Source organism: Mesorhizobium sp. P3_A2 (assembly GCF_056403115.1).
In genome coordinates, this window is sequence record NZ_JBFUGC010000003.1 from 535,222 (window position 1) to 552,973 (window position 17,752).

The 17,752-nt window shown below is 62.7% G+C and carries 21 protein-coding genes; 6 read left to right on the forward strand and 15 right to left on the reverse strand.

Features of this window, described 5'->3' with window-relative positions:
- Positions 1-101: 101 nt before the first annotated feature.
- The 3 genes from AC1DXM_RS10150 to ribH are packed head-to-tail and all read right to left on the reverse strand — an operon-like array spanning position 102 to position 2,310.
- Positions 102-1,331, reverse strand: coding sequence for an MFS transporter (locus tag AC1DXM_RS10150; protein WP_477232908.1), 1,230 nt, complete (start codon positions 1,329-1,331; stop codon positions 102-104).
- A complete protein-coding gene (gene nusB, locus AC1DXM_RS10155; RefSeq protein ID WP_192253254.1) occupies positions 1,328-1,819 on the reverse strand; it encodes a transcription antitermination factor NusB in 492 nt (163 codons plus the stop codon). The genes AC1DXM_RS10150 and nusB overlap by 4 nt, the downstream gene beginning before the upstream one ends.
- The gene (ribH, locus tag AC1DXM_RS10160) at positions 1,816-2,310 is read right to left on the reverse strand and encodes a 6,7-dimethyl-8-ribityllumazine synthase (RefSeq protein WP_203280035.1); all 495 of its coding nucleotides are present in this window, start codon (positions 2,308-2,310) and stop codon (positions 1,816-1,818) included. Before ribH ends, nusB begins: the two co-directional genes overlap by 4 nt.
- Before the next feature lie 223 nt (positions 2,311-2,533).
- Between ribH and AC1DXM_RS10165 the strand changes: the two genes are divergently transcribed.
- Positions 2,534-3,181 (forward strand): glutathione S-transferase family protein, encoded by a 648-nt coding sequence (locus tag AC1DXM_RS10165; protein ID WP_477232909.1) that lies wholly within the window; start codon positions 2,534-2,536, stop codon positions 3,179-3,181.
- A 12-nt stretch (positions 3,182-3,193) separates the two neighbouring features.
- On the opposite strand, the gene AC1DXM_RS10170 is transcribed toward AC1DXM_RS10165, so the two are convergent.
- From AC1DXM_RS10170 to glyA, 5 genes are all read right to left on the reverse strand, one after another.
- On the reverse strand, positions 3,194-3,811 hold the full coding sequence (locus tag AC1DXM_RS10170; protein WP_477232910.1) for a riboflavin synthase: 618 nt from the start codon (positions 3,809-3,811) through the stop codon (positions 3,194-3,196).
- Positions 3,811-4,941, reverse strand: a complete 1,131-nt coding sequence (gene ribD, locus AC1DXM_RS10175; RefSeq protein WP_477232911.1) for a bifunctional diaminohydroxyphosphoribosylaminopyrimidine deaminase/5-amino-6-(5-phosphoribosylamino)uracil reductase RibD — start codon at positions 4,939-4,941, stop codon at positions 3,811-3,813. The genes AC1DXM_RS10170 and ribD overlap by 1 nt, the downstream gene beginning before the upstream one ends.
- Before the next feature lie 2 nt (positions 4,942-4,943).
- Positions 4,944-5,438, reverse strand: coding sequence for a transcriptional regulator NrdR (gene nrdR, locus AC1DXM_RS10180; protein WP_023669351.1), 495 nt, complete (start codon positions 5,436-5,438; stop codon positions 4,944-4,946).
- A 247-nt stretch (positions 5,439-5,685) separates the two neighbouring features.
- Positions 5,686-6,273 (reverse strand): hypothetical protein, encoded by a 588-nt coding sequence (locus tag AC1DXM_RS10185; protein ID WP_477232912.1) that lies wholly within the window; start codon positions 6,271-6,273, stop codon positions 5,686-5,688.
- Between the two features lie 80 nt (positions 6,274-6,353).
- Positions 6,354-7,667 carry a serine hydroxymethyltransferase gene (gene glyA / locus AC1DXM_RS10190; RefSeq protein WP_112562976.1) on the reverse strand — a complete coding sequence of 438 codons (1,314 nt, stop codon included), beginning with the start codon at positions 7,665-7,667 and terminating at the stop codon, positions 6,354-6,356.
- 196 nt (positions 7,668-7,863) lie between these two features.
- Between glyA and AC1DXM_RS10195 the strand changes: the two genes are divergently transcribed.
- Positions 7,864-8,025 (forward strand): helix-turn-helix domain-containing protein, encoded by a 162-nt coding sequence (locus AC1DXM_RS10195; protein ID WP_477232958.1) that lies wholly within the window; start codon positions 7,864-7,866, stop codon positions 8,023-8,025.
- A 73-nt stretch (positions 8,026-8,098) separates the two neighbouring features.
- Here the strand turns inward: AC1DXM_RS10195 and AC1DXM_RS10200 are convergent, their stop codons facing one another.
- The 5 genes from AC1DXM_RS10200 to AC1DXM_RS10220 form a co-directional block, all read right to left on the reverse strand.
- Positions 8,099-9,352, reverse strand: coding sequence for a L,D-transpeptidase family protein (locus tag AC1DXM_RS10200; protein ID WP_477232913.1), 1,254 nt, complete (start codon positions 9,350-9,352; stop codon positions 8,099-8,101).
- Positions 9,353-9,693: 341 nt separating this feature from the next.
- Complete coding sequence (locus AC1DXM_RS10205; RefSeq protein WP_477232914.1) at positions 9,694-10,071, reverse strand: hypothetical protein; 378 nt, start codon at positions 10,069-10,071, stop codon at positions 9,694-9,696.
- A 187-nt stretch (positions 10,072-10,258) separates the two neighbouring features.
- Complete coding sequence (ldtR, locus tag AC1DXM_RS10210; RefSeq protein ID WP_023672997.1) at positions 10,259-10,774, reverse strand: transcriptional regulator LdtR; 516 nt, start codon at positions 10,772-10,774, stop codon at positions 10,259-10,261.
- A 203-nt stretch (positions 10,775-10,977) separates the two neighbouring features.
- On the reverse strand, positions 10,978-11,400 hold the full coding sequence (locus AC1DXM_RS10215; RefSeq protein ID WP_477232915.1) for a DUF6163 family protein: 423 nt from the start codon (positions 11,398-11,400) through the stop codon (positions 10,978-10,980).
- On the reverse strand, positions 11,397-12,434 hold the full coding sequence (locus AC1DXM_RS10220) for an enoyl-CoA hydratase/isomerase family protein (protein WP_477232916.1): 1,038 nt from the start codon (positions 12,432-12,434) through the stop codon (positions 11,397-11,399). The genes AC1DXM_RS10215 and AC1DXM_RS10220 overlap by 4 nt, the downstream gene beginning before the upstream one ends.
- Positions 12,435-12,622: 188 nt before the next feature.
- On the opposite strand from AC1DXM_RS10220, the gene AC1DXM_RS10225 reads away from it, so the two are divergent.
- Together AC1DXM_RS10225 and hemB are read left to right on the forward strand one after the other, a co-directional pair.
- Entirely contained in the window at positions 12,623-13,120 is a 498-nt protein-coding gene (locus tag AC1DXM_RS10225) for a pyridoxamine 5'-phosphate oxidase family protein (protein WP_477232917.1), read from the forward strand.
- A 78-nt stretch (positions 13,121-13,198) separates the two neighbouring features.
- Positions 13,199-14,230 carry a porphobilinogen synthase gene (gene hemB, locus AC1DXM_RS10230; RefSeq protein WP_477232918.1) on the forward strand — a complete coding sequence of 344 codons (1,032 nt, stop codon included), beginning with the start codon at positions 13,199-13,201 and terminating at the stop codon, positions 14,228-14,230.
- 30 nt (positions 14,231-14,260) lie between these two features.
- Here hemB and AC1DXM_RS10235 read toward each other — a convergent pair whose 3' ends face one another.
- On the reverse strand, positions 14,261-14,917 hold the full coding sequence (locus tag AC1DXM_RS10235) for a glutathione S-transferase family protein (protein WP_477232919.1): 657 nt from the start codon (positions 14,915-14,917) through the stop codon (positions 14,261-14,263).
- 112 nt (positions 14,918-15,029) lie between these two features.
- On the opposite strand from AC1DXM_RS10235, the gene AC1DXM_RS10240 reads away from it, so the two are divergent.
- Positions 15,030-16,238, forward strand: a complete 1,209-nt coding sequence (locus tag AC1DXM_RS10240) for a polyhydroxyalkanoate depolymerase (protein WP_477232920.1) — start codon at positions 15,030-15,032, stop codon at positions 16,236-16,238.
- Positions 16,239-16,302: 64 nt separating this feature from the next.
- Here AC1DXM_RS10240 and AC1DXM_RS10245 read toward each other — a convergent pair whose 3' ends face one another.
- Positions 16,303-16,629 (reverse strand): DUF1330 domain-containing protein, encoded by a 327-nt coding sequence (locus AC1DXM_RS10245; RefSeq protein WP_023693250.1) that lies wholly within the window; start codon positions 16,627-16,629, stop codon positions 16,303-16,305.
- A gap of 176 nt (positions 16,630-16,805) precedes the next feature.
- On the opposite strand from AC1DXM_RS10245, the gene AC1DXM_RS10250 reads away from it, so the two are divergent.
- Positions 16,806-17,501, forward strand: a complete 696-nt coding sequence (locus AC1DXM_RS10250; RefSeq protein WP_477232921.1) for a winged helix-turn-helix transcriptional regulator — start codon at positions 16,806-16,808, stop codon at positions 17,499-17,501.
- The last annotated feature ends 251 nt before the right edge of the window (positions 17,502-17,752 follow it).

Sequence of the window (17,752 nt, forward strand, 5' to 3'; positions counted from 1 at the left end):
CAACGCTCCGTCGGGGCACACGGTTTCATAACAACGGGCAAAGACGCAATAATTTTGTGCCGTCGCCGCGATTTCGGCCGGCGCCATGCTGACAGGCCGTGTCAAGCAAGACGATCTCGGGCGCCGGCTTTGCGCAATCCGGTCAGCCTGAGCGCACCCAGCGCCACGAAGCACAGTGCGACGACCGGGAAGACGAGCCAATTCAGCATCTCCCAGCCCCAGGCATTGTAGACCGCGCCCGACATCAGCGAGGCGAAAGCGACGGAGCCGAACAGGACGAAATCGTGGAAGCCCTGCACCTTGCTTTTTTCGGAGGGGTGGTAGCTGTCGGCGACCATTGAAGTGGCGCCGATGAAGGCGAAATTCCAGCCGAGACCAAGCAGGATCAGCGCCGTCCAGAACTGCCACAGATGCAGGCCAGACAACGCCACCGCGGCGCAACCGACGAGCAGCACCAGGCCGGTGGCGACGACGCGTTCGGCGCCGAAGCGATGGATCAACGAGCCGGTGAAGAAACTCGGCGCAAACATCGCCATCACGTGCCAGGAAATGCCGAGCGTGGCGTCATCCGTTGACAGGCCGCAGCCGACCATGGCCAACGGCGCGCCGGTCATGACGAAGCTCATCAGCGCGTAGCTGCCGACGGCGCAGAACAGCGCCGCGACGAAGCGCGGTCGGGTGACGATGTCGGATAGCGGCCGAGCGTCGCTGTACGCAACTTCGGCGTGGCCGGCGGCCTTGGCCGGGATGCGAAGGAACGACAGGATAATGGCGCCGACCGCAGCCAGCACCGGGATAGCCACGAAGGATCCGGCAAACATCACGGGCGCCAGCAATTCGCGGGTGAAGATGACGATCTGCGGCCCGAGTATGGCGGTGATGACGCCGCCGGCCAGCACGAAGGAAATGGCGCGCGCCTTGAATTCGGGCGGTGCGTTATCGGCGGCGGCGAAGCGGAATTGCTGGACGAAGGCGCCGCCGACGCCGATCACCAGCAGCGCGAAAGCGAACAGCCAGAAGCTGGCCTGGAACAGCGCCAACGTGGCGATCAGCCCGCCGAGTGCGGTGACGACCGTTCCGCTCATGAAGCCGCCGCGCTGGCCGAGACCGCGAATGATGGCGGCGGCCGGCAACGCGCCGAGCGCCACGCCGACATTGAAACCGGTGATCGGCGCCGTCGCCAGCGACTTGTCGGCAGCCAGCAGATATTGGCCGGCCAACCCGCCCATCGAAATGGCGATCGGCGCTGCCGAACCGATGATTGCCTGCGATGTCGCCAGGATCATCGCGGTGCGGCGCGCGTCCCTTGCGGTCCCGGCGGCGACAGTCATACGGCGTCCTTGCCGCGCCCCTCGCCGCGCACCCGGCGCGATACGCGATCGAGCACGGCATTGGTCAGCTTCGGCTCGTCTTCCTCGTAGAAGGCCTTGGCGATGTCGACATATTCCGAAACGATGACGGCCACCGGCACGTCGTCGCGCTTCATCAGTTCGTAGACGCCGGCGCGCAGGATGGCGCGCAGCGTCGAATCGAGCCTTGATAGCGGCCAGTCCTCGGTCAGCGCCTGGCGGATGATCGGATCGATGGTCTTCTGGTTCTCGACGACGCCGGTCAGGATGGCGCGAAACCATTGCGCGTCGGCCTCGCGGTAAAGCGCGCCGTCGACTTCCTTGCCAAGCCGGAACGCCTCGTATTCCGCCGTGATCTCGAAGACGCCGCTGCCGGCCACGTCCATCTGGTAAAGCGCCTGCACGGCGGCCAGACGGGCAGCGCCACGCTTGTTGGCATGGCGCGGACCGGGCGAAGCGGGTTCGCTCACGATTGCGCTCCCAGTTGCTCTTTGAGCGCGATCATGGTGAGTGCCGCGCGCGCGGCAAAGCCGCCCTTGTCGCCTTCCGTGCGCTTGGCGCGCGTCCAGGCCTGCGCATCATTCTCGGTCGTCAGGATGCCGTTGCCGATCGGTATCGCTTCCTGCACCGACAGATCCATCAGCGCACGGCTCGATTCATTGGCGACGATATCGAAGTGATAGGTGTCGCCACGGATGATGGTGCCGAGCGCGACAAAGCCGTCATAGTCCTTGCCGCCCTCGCCCATGCCGTCGAGCGCAAAAGTGATCACGGCCGGAATTTCCAGCGAACCGGGAACGGTGACGACGTCATAGGTCGCGCCGGCTTCGTCGAGTGCGTTTGTCGCGCCGTCGAGCAGTGCGTCGGCAAGATCGTCATGGAAACGTGCCTCGATGATCAGAAGGTGGGCCTTCTTCTTCGGGCGGATGAACGCTTTGCCGTGTTGGGATGTGCCAGCCATAAATGTCTCCGGGGGTCGCCGGTGACTTAGGCCGAAGCGGCCGCATTCGCAAGCTTTGTCCGAAGGGCCAGACCAATTTCCGTGCTACCTCGACCTCGGGAGCGGGCATTCGCGGACTGCGCCCGGCAATGAAATAGTTCAGGACCGATGTCGACTTTCGGGAGGCACATTCGTCTTGTGATAGGAGGCGGAAGAAATTCGCCCAGGCAAGGAAACGAATGCGATGACAATCACCATCACGGCCTTTGAGCGATCGCCCGATGGCGGCAAGGGACTGGCGCGCGATACGCGCGTTCGCTGGGCGCTCGAAGAGGTGGGGCAGCCTTATGAAGTTCGTCTTGTGTCCTTCGCAGGGATGAAGGCGCCTGACCATCTGGCCATCCATCCCTTCGGCCAGATCCCCACCTATGAGGAAGGTTCCCTCCGCCTGTTCGAGACCGGCTCGATCGTCTTTCATCTTGCCGAGCAGCATGCGGGGCTGCTGCCTGGGGATCGCGATGCGCGGGCGCGCGCCATCACGTGGATGTTTGCCGCCCTCAACACTGTCGAGCCGCCGATCCTCGAACTGACGACGGCAAGGATATTCGAAGCCGACAAGCCCTGGAGCGAGGAGCGCTTGCCGCTGGTAAAGGACCGTGTACGCGCTCAGCTGGACAAACTCTCGGCTTACCTGGGCGACGCCGACTGGCTCGACGGTGCGTTCAGCGCTGGCGATCTGTTGATGGTATCGGTGCTGCTGCGGCTGAGAATGTCAGGCATTCTGGACGAATATCAAAACCTGGCGTCCTATGTCGCGCGCGGAGAAGCCCGGCCCGCTTATATCAGGGCTTTCGCTGCGCAATTTGCAATCAACGCCCCATCAGCCAGCTGAAGCCCCTGAACGCTACAAACCCTCTTTCGCCGCCTCGACCAGGCGCGCGGCATAGCGGGCCATGGTGTCGATCTCGAGGTTGACGCGGTCGCCGACCTGGCGCTCGCCCCAGGTGGTGACGGTCAGCGAATGATGGATCAACAGCACGTCGAAGCGGGTGCCTTCTACCTTGTTGACGGTGAGCGAGGTGCCGTCGAGCGCGACCGAGCCTTTGGGCGCTATGAACTTCGCCAGTTCGCGCGGCGCCTCCAGGGTAAAGCGCACCGCATCGCCCTCATCCTTGCGCTCGACGATTTCGGCCATGCCGTCGACATGGCCGGAGACGATGTGGCCGCCGAGTTCGTCGCCAATCTTCAGCGCCCGCTCCAGATTGATCCGGGTACCGGATTTCCAGCCCATCGCCGTCGTCAGCCGAAGCGCCTCTTCCCAGGCCTCGACCTCGAACCAGCGCGCATTCGAGCCGCTGTCGGGCAGCGCCGTCACCGTCAGGCAGACTCCACCGCAGGAGATCGAGGCGCCGATGGCGATGCCTTGTGGGTCGTATGCGGTGTCGATGCGCAGGCCCACCCCTTCCCTAAGCGGCCGCACCGAGGCGACGGTGCCGACATCCGTAACAATTCCGGTAAACATCAGAGATCCCTGATCCATTCCGCATAGGCGTCTTCGCCGAAGCGCATCTCGCGCAACTTGCGGAATCCTGCCGGGATATGGTTGGCGTCGATTGGCGATGCAATGCCGTCCTCGCCAATCGCTTCCGGCCCCTGGAACAGCACGATGCGGTCGACCAGTCCCTCGGCGAGAAAGGCGCTGGCCACTTTGGCGCCGCCTTCGACCAGAACACTGGCCATGCCGAGCGCGCCGAGATCCTCGAGCAGTTCCGGCAGAGCCACCCCGCCTTCATGGGTCTCGGTGCCGATGAAGCGCACGCCGGCACGCTCGAGCACCGACCGCCGCAACGGGTCGGCCTCCAGGCAGGCGGCGATATAGAGCGGCACCCGGTCGACGCCGGAGACCAGCTTCGAGGCTTCCGGCAGCCTGATCTGGCGGTCGAGCACGATGCGCGCCGGGGAGCGGTTCTCCAGCCCCGGCAGCCGCACGGTAAGCGCCGGATTATCCTCCAGCGCCGTGCCGATGCCGACCAGTATGGCATCGGCCTCGGCCCGCATCAGATAGACTTCGCGGCGTGCAATATCGCCGGTGATCGTAACCTGGCCGGCGCCAAGCCTGCCGATCTTGCCGTCGCTGGAAAGCGCAAGCTTCAGAATCACTTCCGGACGCTTTTTCAGCGATCGAGTGAGATAGCCCGCCATCTGCTCGGCGGCTTGTGCGGCCAGCACCTTTTCGACCACTTCGATACCGGCGGCGCGCAGGATGGCGTAACCCTTGCCGGATACGCGCGGATCGGGATCGCTGGCAGCGCCGACAACCCGCGCAACGCCGGCATTGACCAGCGCATTGGCGCAAGGCGGGGTGCGGCCATGATGGGCGCAGGGCTCGAGCGTGACGTAAGCCGTGGCGCCACGCGCGAGCTCGCCCGCCTCAGCCAGCGCCTCGGTCTCGGCATGTGGCCGGCCACCAACAGCGGTGACGCCGGTGCCGACAATCATCGGCCCGGCGCCCTCGTCGCGCACGATGATCGTGCCGACCGAAGGGTTGGTCGAGGTGCGGCCGGCATTTCTGCGCGACAGCCGCAGCGCCGCCGCCATGAAACGGCGATCGAGGGCCTGCTGATCGGCCTTCCCTGACGTTTGGCTTGCCATGCTCAGCCGGCGTCCTCTTCGCTCTTCAGCTCGTCGCCCTTGAGCTCGTCACCTTTGAGTTCTCCCAGCACGTCATGGAAATCCTTGGCCTCGCGGAAATTGCGATAGACCGAGGCAAAGCGGACGTAGGCGACGTCGTCGAGCGACTTCAGCGCCTCCATGACCAGGCGGCCGACTTCGCCTGAGGCGATCTCCGTCTCGCCGGAGCTTTCGAGCTGGCGCACGATGCCGGTGACGGCACGGTCGATGCGCTCGGGATCGACATTACGCTTGCGCACCGCAATCTCCACCGAGCGCAGAAGCTTGTCGCGATCGAACGGCACTTTGCGGCCGGACTTCTTCACCACAACGAGGTCGCGCAGCTGGACGCGCTCGAAGGTGGTGAAGCGGCCACCGCAATCGGGGCAGACGCGCCGTCGGCGGATCGCCGCGCCGTCCTCGGCGGGGCGCGAATCCTTCACCTGCGTATCTTCGGACTGGCAATAGGGACAGCGCATGGAGAGCCTTCGGGTTGGCGATTCTGGCTAGATCAGGATGACGTTTGGTTGAATGACCGAATCGGTATCCTGATCTATCTCTTTGTTGAGCATGATCTTTTCCGAAAACCGGTTCCCACTTTTCGGGATCATGCTTTAGACGAGAGGCTTAGAGGTTTTTGCCGGGACGGGCAAAGGTTCGGCAAAGGCCGCTCGCTCCCTCAGAGATAGCGAGGCGCGAGGAAAATTGCCAGCCGCGCCAGATACGTCAGGGCGCGACGTCCTTGGTCGGGAAGCCGCAGGACGCTCCGAGGTTCCGGTAAGCCTTGGTAAAGCCATCCATCGGGATGCTGGCGACAGTTTGCTTGCCGAACGTCACATCGAGCGAGATGACCTGGCGCATGGCACGCAGCAACGCGAGGCTGGTCTTGGCCTGGTTGTCGACCGTCCAGCTCGAGCGGCCGGCGGCATCGTTGGAATAGACCGTCGCGGAAACCTTGACGCCGGGGTCGCCGAAGGTCGCCGCGATCTTCTTGCCCGTCGGCAGCTCCTTGTTGGCGACGGTGATCATGATGGCCGGATAGGCGTCGGGCGGCAGGGCGTCGCCGGTCGAGATCGAAAGCGTCAGCGTGCCCGCATTGCCGCTGCCATCGAGAAAGGCGGTAGAGGCGGCGCAGGTCTTGTGCGAATCCTGGCCGGTATCGAGCGCATCGATAATGGTGGTCCACCTGCCAAAGGTGGTGGTCGCCGGCATATCCGTGCTCGGTTGCGTCTGCTCCTGGGCAACCGCGTCCGACACAGTGAAAGCGGCAAGCGAGCCGAAGAGGGCCAGAATGGCAGGATGGAAGATGCGCATCAATCAAATCTCCAGTAGGCCGCGCCGCCCGAACAGGAGCGGCGCAGAGCGCGGGATAAAAGACGACGCGCGGCGTGCGGTCAACCGAGATAGGGATAGAGCGGGAACCGATCGGTGAGCGCCACGACCTTGGCCTTCACCGCCGCCTCCACAGCCGCATTGCCCTCGTCTGAATTGGCAACCTTCAGTCCGTCCAGAACTTCGGCGATCAGCTTGCCGATCTCGCGGAATTCGGCCTGGCCGAAGCCGCGCGTGGTGCCGGCCGGCGTACCAAGGCGAACACCCGAGGTGACGAAAGGCTTTTCCGGATCGAACGGGATGCCGTTCTTGTTGCAGGTGATGTTGGCGCGGCCGAGCGCCGCCTCGGCGCGCTTGCCGGTGGCGTTCTTGGGCCTGAGGTCGACCAGCATCAGATGGTTGTCAGTGCCGCCGGAAACGATGTCGAGGCCGGTTTCCTGGAGGCTCGACGCCAGCGCCTTCGCGTTGGCGGCGACGCTCTCGGCATACACCTTGAAGCTCGGCTTCAGCGCCTCGCCGAAAGCAACCGCCTTGGCGGCGATGACATGCATCAGCGGGCCACCCTGCAGGCCGGGGAACACCGCCGAGTTCATCTTCTTGGCGATGTCCTCGTCATTGCACAGGATCATGCCGCCGCGCGGGCCGCGCAGCGACTTGTGCGTGGTGGTCGTGACGACATGGGCATGCGGCAGCGGCGACGGGTGCACGCCGCCGGCGACGAGGCCCGCGATATGGGCCATGTCGACCATCAGATAGGCGCCGACCGCGTCGGCGATCTCGCGAAAGCGCTTCCAGTCCCAGATGCGCGAATAGGCAGTGCCGCCGGCCAGGATCAGCTTCGGCTTGGTCTCATGCGCGGTCTTCTCGATGGCGTCCATGTCGAGCAGATGGTCGTCCTTGCGCACGCCGTAGGAGACGACCTTGAACCATTTGCCGCTCATGTTGACGGGCGAGCCGTGGGTCAGGTGGCCGCCGGAATTCAAATCGAGACCCATGAAGGTGTCGCCGGGCTGAAGCAGTGCCAGGAAGACCGCCTGGTTCATCTGACTGCCGGAATTCGGCTGGACATTGGCGAAGTTGCAGCCGAACAGCTTTTTGGCGCGCTCGATGGCGAGTTCTTCCGCGACATCGACGAACTGGCAGCCGCCATAGTAGCGCTTGCCCGGATAACCCTCGGCATATTTGTTGGTCATGATCGACCCTTGCGCCTCGAGCACCGCGCGCGAAACGATGTTTTCCGACGCGATCAGCTCGATCTCATGGCGCTGGCGGCCGAGCTCGTTGCGGATGGCGCCGAAAATATCCGGATCGGCATCGGCAAGCGTGGTTTCGAAGAAGGACTCGAATTTGTTCGACGCTGCCGCTGCAGTTGCCATGGCCTGAAAATCCTCCGGTTCGGGGCAATTTACCTATGCATATCGCTGCCCCAAAACCGCTGCTCAGTTCTGGGCGACACGCATTGCCGCGCCATTAACACAGTTGTTTTGGCCTCGCCACGTTTGCGGCGCGAAATTTGCTGGCCGGATTGCGGCAGAGCGACCCTGAACCCCGCTATTTCCGCTCCTGCCGCCCCTGGCGCTTGTCGCCGAGGGCAAGACCGACTGGGAAATCTCGGTGATCCTGGGCATCGCCCAGGCGACGGTGCGCTTCCATGTCGACAATGCACGGCGCAAGCTGAGCGCCGTCAACCGCACCCAAGCGGTGGCGAGGCTGGTGAACCAGCGGCTCATATAGGCCGAGACCAGCCAGAGCGGCGCAACAAAAAAGGCCGCCTTTCAGGCGGCCTTTTGTTAATTATATCAAATATTTATAGCGCAGATGTGATCTGCAGTTCGCTGGCGCCATCGAGTGCGTAGACATCGTCGCGGAACTGCACAACGCCCGGACCCGTCGACCACGCCGACAGATAGAGGAAGTGCACCGGCACCGGGTTGACGACCTGCACAGGCGTGTTCTCACCGGTCTTGATGGTCGCCTCGAAATGCTGGCGGTCCCAACCGGGGGTGTCGCGCAGGATCCAGGTGACGAGGTCGCGCACATTCTGGACGCGCACGCAGCCCGAGGAATCGAAACGCATCATCTTGCCGAACAGGCTCTGCTGCGGCGTGTCATGCATGTAGACGCCGTCCGGGCTCGGGAAGTTGATCTTGACCGAGGCCATGGCGTTGCCGGAGCCCGGATCCTGGCGGAAGCGGTATTTTGCGGCATCGTCCGTCGACCAGTCGACATTCATTGGATCAACTTCGCTGCCATCCGGCGCGAACAAGCGGATATGGCTGTCCGTGAGGTAGCTGGGGTTCTTCCGCATCAGCGGAATGATGTCCTTGCGCACGATCGAGACCGGCGCGTTCCAGTAGGGATTGACGATGATCTCGTTGATCTTGGAATTGACCACCGGCGTCTGGCGGTCGATCTTGCCGACGATTGCGGTGTGACGCAACACGACGCGGTCGTTCTCGACCGCCTCGATCTGTGCCGCCGGAATGTCGACCAGCACATAACGGCTGCCCAGCGTGCCGGCCTTTTCGCGCAGGCGCTGGAGATTGGTCTCCAGCTGACCGAGCCGGATCTGCGCTGAAACGTTCATCGCGGCATAGGTGTATTTGCCCATGGAGCCGTCGGCCGGCAGGCCGTGGCGGGTCTGGAAGCGCTTGACCGCCGCGTCGACATAGGAATCGAACGACGTCGAAATGCCGGCGCTCTGCGCCAGATCGCCCGAAATTATCAGCCGCTTGCGCAGCGGAACGACATCCGGATCGTCGACGCCAAGTTGCAGCTTCTTGGTCGCCGGAACCTCTTGCCAACCGCCTTGGGCGACAATGTTCTGGTACTGTGCCACCGCCTGTTCGGTGAAAGCGACCGTCTGCAGGCTAAAGATCGGCAGCGTCGAGGCGACCTTGCCGCCTTCTGAGGCGCGGGCGTCGAACTGGTCGTCCCAATTGCCGCGGGCCGAGGATTTCAGGATATCGTCGATGACGTCCTGCGCGCTGGCGGCATTGGCGACCATGGCTACGGCGAGCGCGGAGGCTCCGGAAAGGAAAAAGCGGCGGCTTGTTCTCATCGACGTTCCAGACATTCTTGTAGCGTTTTGGCCTGTAGCGTTCGGCTACTTGCACGATCAGTGGGCGATATCGCCCGCACTCTAAAGTTGGCACTGTTAACAATTAGCCAACCATGACCTGCATCACTTGGCCGTGAAAAGCGGACCGCGATGCGAGATTGCGGGGCGCGCGAACAGCTTTCGCCGCAGCACCACCCGCACCCTCGCTTCCACCGCGAATATGGCGGCAACGTGGCTTTCAGCCCAATTTGGACCCGACGACGATCTGAAATGGAGTGACCGGTGCTTTTCGGCACCGTTCCCTGACTGTTCCCTCTAAGCCCGAGTCTCGCTGGTCCGGCTCAGTTCTTTTCGTTGCCTGCCAGCTCCGAACAACGCTGCAGCACCTGGTTTTCCGGATAGCGCAGCTGCTTGTTGTCATCGAGCTTGAGCAGCAGCGTTCGTCTTTTGTCGACGCTCTGCTCATCGTCCGAGCAGGTCATGTCGAGAATGATGGCGTCCAGGCCTTTCAGTTTCTGGACTTTTTGGACGGTGCAAGCGACTTCCCACATGTCCGCCGATTTGTCGGTGAACGTCACGATGGAGTCATTGTTGTCGCACGGGCTCGAGCCTTCACTGGCGAAGGCGCCCTGCCACCACTCCTGCGCAAACGCCATTTGCGGCGCGGTGAAGAGCATCATTGCGACCGGATAGATTTTGAGATTGTTGCCTAAACGCATGTTGTCCCCTCCGGGCGGTGAGATTAGGCATTGCGGAGGCGAAAGCAAACCGCAGCAAGGCGCGGCGTGGTCAAATGGTGATCACAGCCATGATCGCAAAAAGGACCGACGCCCCCCGGCGCCGGTCCTTCATTTGCTTTCCCCCGGCCGCGCTTCTTCTGGCGCGGCTCGCGATCCGATGTCCGGATTACATCCGATAGGCGATGGTGTCGTTCCAGAAGCGGTCGAGGCGCTGCAGCGCGCGGTTCATCTGCTTGAACTCTTCGCTGTTGATGCCGCCGACCTGTTCGATAGAGCCGACATGGCGCTCATAGAGACCGGCGACGACCTCGGCCACTTCATTGCCCTTCGGCGTCAGCGAGACGCGAACCGAACGGCGGTCGATGCGCGAGCGCTGATGGTTGATGAAGCCGAGATCGACGAGCTTCTTCAGGTTGTAGGAGACGTTCGACCCGAGATAGTAGCCACGCGAACGCAGCTCGCCGGCGGTCAGCTCGGAATTGCCGATGTTGAACAAAAGCAGCGCCTGGATGGCATTGATGTCGGAACGGCCGTTGCGGTCGAACTCGTCCTTGATCACGTCAAGCAGACGGCGATGCAGACGCTCCACCAGCTGCAGCGATTCCATGTAAAGCGAACGGATAGCCTCGCGGCGATCGTCGGATACGTTGGCGGTCTTCGCCGCCGGACGCGAATTGATCATTGTCTTTGCCTCTCGTTTGTCGCCCTGGTGATTTTTTGTTTTTCACCTTGATCGCGACACTATCGAATACTCATAAAATTCGACTTAAACGCTAGGGCTAACAAGAGCTTACCGGTAATAGGTTTCGGAAGACGCTTAACGAACGGTCACCCGAGCAAGGATAATTAACCTAAAGATTTAGCCAATGGCGGCGGGGCGGCGCTTCAGGCGCGCGCGGGGCGCTTCTGCATCCAGATCACGACGCGAAAGACGATGTAAAGCAGCGCCACCGCGAAGTGCGAAAACAGGATCAGCGGCCGGTGGCCGAACAGATCGGGAAAGCCGGCATACATGATGATCTCGGTGACAGCGCAGATGAACCAGATCACCGGGCCCCAGGACGCCAGCATCCACAGGCCGGCGGCCGCGAAGGGAAAGAACACGGCCAGCATCACCGCCGCGACCTGCCAATGCACAGGCATCAGGTCGAAGCGCCACAGCGCACCGGGATAAAAGCCGATCAGCCGGATCCAGTACAGGATGCCGAACAAAAGGCAGTAGCCGGCTATGACGCGCTGGAACCAGGCGAAGATGATTTCGACGCCCGAGGGCTGCAGCACGATGCGCCGTGACGTGACCTCGCTCACAGTTCGAGCTCCTGTTCGAGCGGCGCGAAATAGGCGTCGACCGAAGCCGCGTCGACTTCGGCGAGGCTTGCCGGCCGCCACTGCGGCGTTGAGCCCTTGTCGACGATGACGGCGCGGATACCCTCATAGAAGTCGTGGCCGGCCAGCATGCGGTTGAGGATGCGGAACTCCATCTTCATGCAGGCCTCCATCGACAAAGTCAGCCCGGCGCTGATCTGGCGCCAGGCGACATTGAGACTGGTCGGCGAACGCGAGCGGATCGTTGCCAGCGTTTTGGCGGCAAATTCGTCGGCGCCGGCCTCCCGTTCCAGGCTGGTGATGATATCAGCTAGCGAAGGTTGGGCAAAATGGCGGGCGATCGCTTCCAGCACCGGCTGGGCGGTCTCGCGCTTGGCTGGCACGAAGAAGCCGCGCAGCACCGATTCCGGATCGCCATTGGTGCAGAGCCGGTCGAGGAACGCAGATTGGTCGGCGGCCTTGATGGTGTGGGTGGCCAGGCCCGACCACAGCGCATCGCCATGGCGGATACGGTTGCCGGTCAGTGCCAGGTACATGCCGAAGCTGCCGCCGAGGTCCGGCAGCAGATGGCTGCCGCCGACATCGGGGAAAAAGCCGATGCCGACCTCAGGCATGGCGAACTGGGCATTCTCGGTCAGCACCCGGTGCGAGCCGTGGAACGAGATTCCGACGCCGCCGCCCATGACGATGCCGTCGATCAGCGCGACATAAGGCTTTTTGAAGCTGTTGATGCGGGCATTGAGCCGGTATTCGTCGGCGAAGAACTCGACCGGCGGCTTTCCGGCGCGGGCCTCATAGACATGCATGATGTCACCGCCGGCTGAAAACGCCCTGCCCTCGGCCTTGACGACGACGACATCGACGCCGGCATCCTGCTCAAAAGCGTTCAGCGCCTTGTCCAGCGCCTTGATCATGCGATGCGTCAGCGCATTAAGCGCCTGCGGTCGCGTCAGCGTGACGACGCCTGCCTTGCCCAACCGTTCGAAGCGGATCTCGTCGCCGCCGCCAAAATCCATCGTCAGAGATTCCCTCCCCGCGCCTGCGGGACTGAAGTGCTAAAGGTGGCGCATGGGTGCGTCAACCGGCCGAGGTGGTTTGGATTTTCGCGGTGAGACCCAATCACGTTTTGCCCTAGGTTAAAAATGCGCGCAAAATTGCCGGCGAAAAACCATCTCAGCCTGTCTTGTGATCCAAGGACAAACGCATGACGCTTGAAACCGCAGCGCCGGGCTGGGAAATGCCGAAAAAGTTCGACCCGGACGATGTCCTCAGCCGCCCGCTGATGGCCAATCTGGCAACGGTTACCGCGGACGGCGCGCCGCGCAACGCGCCGATGTGGTTTATCTGGGAGGACGATGCGATCTGGCTGCTCGGCTCAACCGAGGCAAGTGCTGTCAAACACCTCGAGCGCGACCCGCGCTGCGCGGTGGAGATCGTCCATTTCGACAATGAGGCCGGCATCCTGCTGCATCTCGGCCTGCGCGGCGCGGCCACCGTCAAGCCGATGTCGCCCGACCGCTTCAAACGACTGCTGCACAAATATCTCGGCCCGGAGCCGACCTGGAACCGCTGGTTCATCGACACCGTGGCCGATATCGACCATCCGAACGGGCGCCTGATCCGGCTCGCACCGGAGAGCATCTTCACCAACAATGTGTCATTCTTCAAAACCGGACCCGAACTGGCGTGGCCACCGAAGTGATGACGGCTGGCACAATCGTGTCGCATTGGTCAGCGGCAAGGGCTCGTGGTAAAAGCCGCCCGATCCGGAGTTATGGCGATGAACAAATTCACCCCCGCAAAGCCCGCCGGCGCGCGCAGCGTCGATGAGATCACCGGCAGCCGCCGCTTGCGGCGCATGCGCAAGGCCGACTGGTCGCGCCGCCTGGTGCAGGAGAACCGGCTGTCGGTCGACGACCTGATCTGGCCGATCTTTGTCATCGACGGCAAGAACGCGCGCGAGCCGATCGCCGCCATGCCCGGCGTCTTCCGCCTGTCGCTCGACCTCGCCGTCAAGGAGGCTGAGCGCGCCGCAAAGCTCGGCATTCCGGCGATCGCCACCTTCCCCAATGTCGAGCTTGGGCTTCGCGACCAGGCGGGATCGCACATTCTCGACCCTGAAAACATCATCAACCGCGCCACCCGCGCCATCAAGGACGCAGTGCCGGAGATCGGCATCATCACCGATGCCGCGCTCGATCCGTTCACCAGCCACGGCCATGACGGCATCTTGCGCGACGGCATCATCGTCAATGACGAGACGGTGGAACAGGTGGCGGCGGCGGCCGTCATCCAGGCGGCGGCGGGCGCCGACATCATTGCCCCCTCCGACATGATGGACGGCCGCATCGGCGCCATCCGCGACGCGCTCGACGCCAATGGTTTTCAGGATGTGGCGATCATGTCCTATGCGACGAAGTTCGCCTCCGCCTTCTACGGCCCCTATCGCGAGGCGGTCGGCACGGCCGGCCTGCTCAAGGGCGACAAGAAGACCTACTATATCGACCACGCCAATTCCGACGAAGCGGTGCGCGAAGCCGAGCAGGACATCGCCGAGGGCGCCGACATGCTGATGGTCAAGCCTGGCCTGCCCTATCTCGACATCATCCGCCGGCTGAAGGACGAGTTCCAGATGCCGACCTTCGCCTACCAGGTGTCGGGCGAATATTCGATGATCAAGGCGGCCGCCGCCAATGGCTGGATCGACGGCGAGAAAGCGATGCTGGAATCGCTGCTCGCCTTCAAGCGCGCCGGCTGCGACGGCATTCTGACTTACTTCGCGCCCGAGGTGGCGGCGATGCTGAAGGGATAGGGCAGCCGCGGCCGCCCTGCTCCAGCGTTCTCAAAACTCCACGTCGAGTTCGATAATGTCCTCGGGCTCGGCAAGCGCGTCCTGCGTCCACTCCTGCATCAGCGACCAGTCGAGGATCACCTCGCAATAGCCCGCGTGTGGCGCTTCGAGCTCTACCGCGTAGGTGCGGAAACGGGTGCAGACCGGCGCATACATCGCGTCGGCCACGGTCGGCGCGGAACCGAACATGAACGGCCCGCCATAGGCTGCCAGGCATTCGGACCAGATCGTCTTGATCCGCTCCACGTCCGGGCGCGCGCCGGAAAAGATCTTGAAGCTCTTGTGCCGGGCTTTCAGGCTCATCGGCAGCGCCGAGCGCAAATTGTGGAAGCCTGAATGCATCTCGCCTGATACCGCACGGCAATGCGCGCGCGCCACGCGGTCGGCAGGTAGCAGACCGGCATCCGGCATGGTCTCGGCCAGATATTCGGCGATCGCCAGCGTGTCCCACACCGTCACCCCGTCATGGGTCAGCCGCGGCACCAGCACCGATGGCGACAGGAGCAGCAACTCCTGCCGTTGTTCGGGGTCATCGATGTCGATGCGCTTCTCCTCGAACTCCAGCCCGGCCATGCGGCAGAGTAGCCAGCCACGCAAAGACCAGGAAGAATAGTTCTTCGACGAGATCGTCAACGTCGCCTTGGTCATGCCGTCGGCCCTCCGAGCCCCTTTGCCGGCAACAATCCTCTCGCAATGCACAAAATTTTGCACTAGATTTTTTGCACTGCCACATAGCGGCTTCGGAACGGGATGCATCTCGATGCTGTACCAGGCCTACCAGCTTCAGGACGACCTCATCGCCCCGTCGCGTTTTTTCGCCGATCTTTTGCGCTCGGCGATGAGCAGCATGGTTTCAGGCGACAGCGTAAAGCAGCGCCTTGCCGCCGGGTTGGAGATGATCGGCCGCTTCAAGCTCACCCATAAGCGACCGGATTTCGACATCAGATCCGTCAGGGTCGGCAATCGCGACGTGCCGGTCACCGTCGAGACAGCACTCGAGCTGCCGTTCGGGACGCTGCTGCGCTTCGCCAAAGACATGGATACGCGCCAGCCCAAGGTGATGGTGATCGCCCCCTTGTCGGGTCATTTCTCGACGCTGCTGCGCGGTACGGTGGAGACGCTGCTGGCAGACCACGAGGTCTACATTACCGACTGGGCCAATGCCCGTGACGTACCGCTCGTCGCCGGCCGCTTCGGCGTGGACGACCATGTCGGCTACATCATCCGCTTTCTCGAAGCGATTGGCCCGGGCGCGCACATACTGGCGGTCTGCCAGCCCTGCGTCCAGGCGCTTGCCGCCGTCGCCGTGATGTCCGAGGACAAGCACCCTGCGACACCGCGCTCGATGACGCTGATGGCGGGGCCGATCGATCCGCGCGAGAGTCCGACCAAGGTCAACGAGTTCGCCGTCAGCAAGTCGCTGGCGTGGTTCCAGAGTTCCGTCATTTCGCGCGTGCCGTGGCGCCATGCCGGCGGCGGACGCCGCGTCTATCCGGGCTTTCTGCAGCTTGCCGCGTTCATGGCCATGAACATGGACCGCCACAACAAGGCCCACCAAAAACTGCATGACCATCTGGCAGCCGGCGAGACCGCCGAGGCCGAGAAGATAAAAACCTTCTACGACGAGTATCTGGCGGTGCTCGACCTCACCGAAGAATTCTATCTCGAAACCATTGACCGCGTGTTCCAAAAGGCGGAGCTCGCCACCGGTACGTTCACGTTCCGCGGCAGCCCGGTCGATCCGGGCGCGATCCGCAACACGGCGCTGCTGACCGTCGAGGGCGGGCGCGACGACATCTGCGCCCTCGGTCAGACCTCGGCCGCGCATGAATTGTGCCGGTCGCTGCGTCCGCATCTGAAGCGCCATCATTTGCAGGCCAATGTCGGCCATTACGGCGTCTTCAACGGCAAGCGCTGGGAGCGCGAAATCTATCCGGCCGTGCGCAATCTCATCCTGTCGATGGAATAGGTTTTGCCCACAGGGACGCTGAAGAGATAGCCGGAACCCGAACGTACCGGGTTCCGGCTTTTCCTCACGCCTTCGGCAGATAAGGGATCGTTCCGGCCAGGTCGGTATCGTCGATCAGCTGGAAGCGGCTGTCGCTGCCCTTCTGGCGCTCCGCCACAAACGGGGCGTATTGCGGATCGTTGGTGAAGGCTTCGGCTGCCTTTGCCGACGGAAACGCCATGATGGCGATCAGGCTGGTGTCGAGCGGCTTGCCCTCGAGCGTCTTCACATTGCCGCTGCGGGCCAGGTACTTGCCGCCATGCTTGTGCACGAGGTCGTGCACCGAAGCGGCATAGGCCGGCACCCATTTGTCGTCCTTCACCTTGATGTCTGCGATCACGTAAGCGGTCATTGCTTTACTCCTTATGGATCGGCGCCGGACTGCCCGGCGACGTGACCGCTGCCTCGCATGACGGCGCCGGGCCCCTCCAGTCACCAAACTGTACCAGGGGGACCAGTACAGCTTCTGTACTGGCTGATCTCAGGTTTTCTGAATAAGGTTCGGCAACTTCTTTTGGAGATCGCCACATGACACAAGCCGGATATAAGCAGTTCTGCCCGCTCTCGATGGCGGCGGAGCTGTTGTGCACACGCTGGACCATGGTGCTGCTGCGCGAACTGGTGGCGGGCTCGACCCGTTTCAATGATTTGCGCCGCGGCGTGCCGAAAATGTCGCCAACCCTTCTGTCGCAACGGCTGAAGGACCTCGAAGCGGGCGGCATTGTCGAGCGCACCGAGATCGAATCCGAAAAGGGTGTGTTCGAATACCGGCTGACCGAGGCGGGTCGGGATTTGCGCCCGGTGGTCGAAGCGATGGGCTTCTGGGGTCAGAAATGGGTCGAGGCCAGGCTGTCGCTCAGGAATCTCGATCCGTCGCTGCTGATGTGGGACATGCGCCGCAATCTGAACCCCTCCCCGCTGCCCGACGGACGCACCGTGATACAATTCCTGTATCATGACCTGCCGGCGTCAAAACGCTCATGGTGGTTGATCGTCGAAAAGCACGGCGATGTCGATCTGTGCTGGTACGATCCGGGCTTTGACGTCGATCTCTATGTCTCGACGGACCTCTGCACCATGACGTCGATCTGGATGGGGCTGACCACGGTTCACAAGGAACGCGACAAGATCAGCCTGACCGGCGATCTCGACGTCGCCGGCAAAATGCAGACCTGGCTTGGCCTCAGCCCGTTTGCGGTGATGCCGAAGCGTGCGGCGGCTTGAGGCAGTTTGCCGTCACAGGCGCCGCAAATTTGCTGACCTTATCCCGCCAGCGCTCTATACTCGTAAATGCTGGGGCGACGCCGCGTCGGGACCTTGTCTGTCAGGTCAACCACGCGGATCCATTTACAGGCGTTGCCTCGCAAGGTGACCTTCCGGCCGATCACTTTTTCGGCTGCTCCAAACGGTGTACTGGCCTGGGTCTCCTGACTCTCCTGAACGATCTCTCCGTCCATCCTCTCGACGCGATATGC

Bases quoted from the DNA above. Each gene is read 5' to 3' on its own strand.
- AC1DXM_RS10150 (WP_477232908.1), bottom strand. From the start codon at position 1,331: ATGACTGTCGCCGCCGGGACCGCAAGGGACGCGCGCCGCACCGCGATG.
- ribH (WP_203280035.1), bottom strand. From the start codon at position 2,310: ATGGCTGGCACATCCCAACACGGCAAAGCGTTCATCCGCCCGAAGAAG.
- AC1DXM_RS10165 (WP_477232909.1), top strand. From the start codon at position 2,534: ATGACAATCACCATCACGGCCTTTGAGCGATCGCCCGATGGCGGCAAG.
- AC1DXM_RS10170 (WP_477232910.1), bottom strand. From the start codon at position 3,811: ATGTTTACCGGAATTGTTACGGATGTCGGCACCGTCGCCTCGGTGCGG.
- ribD (WP_477232911.1), bottom strand. From the start codon at position 4,941: ATGGCAAGCCAAACGTCAGGGAAGGCCGATCAGCAGGCCCTCGATCGC.
- nrdR (WP_023669351.1), bottom strand. From the start codon at position 5,438: ATGCGCTGTCCCTATTGCCAGTCCGAAGATACGCAGGTGAAGGATTCG.
- AC1DXM_RS10185 (WP_477232912.1), bottom strand. From the start codon at position 6,273: ATGCGCATCTTCCATCCTGCCATTCTGGCCCTCTTCGGCTCGCTTGCC.
- glyA (WP_112562976.1), bottom strand. From the start codon at position 7,667: ATGGCAACTGCAGCGGCAGCGTCGAACAAATTCGAGTCCTTCTTCGAA.
- AC1DXM_RS10200 (WP_477232913.1), bottom strand. From the start codon at position 9,352: ATGAGAACAAGCCGCCGCTTTTTCCTTTCCGGAGCCTCCGCGCTCGCC.
- AC1DXM_RS10205 (WP_477232914.1), bottom strand. From the start codon at position 10,071: ATGCGTTTAGGCAACAATCTCAAAATCTATCCGGTCGCAATGATGCTC.
- ldtR (WP_023672997.1), bottom strand. From the start codon at position 10,774: ATGATCAATTCGCGTCCGGCGGCGAAGACCGCCAACGTATCCGACGAT.
- AC1DXM_RS10220 (WP_477232916.1), bottom strand. From the start codon at position 12,434: ATGGATTTTGGCGGCGGCGACGAGATCCGCTTCGAACGGTTGGGCAAG.
- AC1DXM_RS10225 (WP_477232917.1), top strand. From the start codon at position 12,623: ATGACGCTTGAAACCGCAGCGCCGGGCTGGGAAATGCCGAAAAAGTTC.
- hemB (WP_477232918.1), top strand. From the start codon at position 13,199: ATGAACAAATTCACCCCCGCAAAGCCCGCCGGCGCGCGCAGCGTCGAT.
- AC1DXM_RS10235 (WP_477232919.1), bottom strand. From the start codon at position 14,917: ATGACCAAGGCGACGTTGACGATCTCGTCGAAGAACTATTCTTCCTGG.
- AC1DXM_RS10240 (WP_477232920.1), top strand. From the start codon at position 15,030: ATGCTGTACCAGGCCTACCAGCTTCAGGACGACCTCATCGCCCCGTCG.
- AC1DXM_RS10245 (WP_023693250.1), bottom strand. From the start codon at position 16,629: ATGACCGCTTACGTGATCGCAGACATCAAGGTGAAGGACGACAAATGG.
- AC1DXM_RS10250 (WP_477232921.1), top strand. From the start codon at position 16,806: ATGACACAAGCCGGATATAAGCAGTTCTGCCCGCTCTCGATGGCGGCG.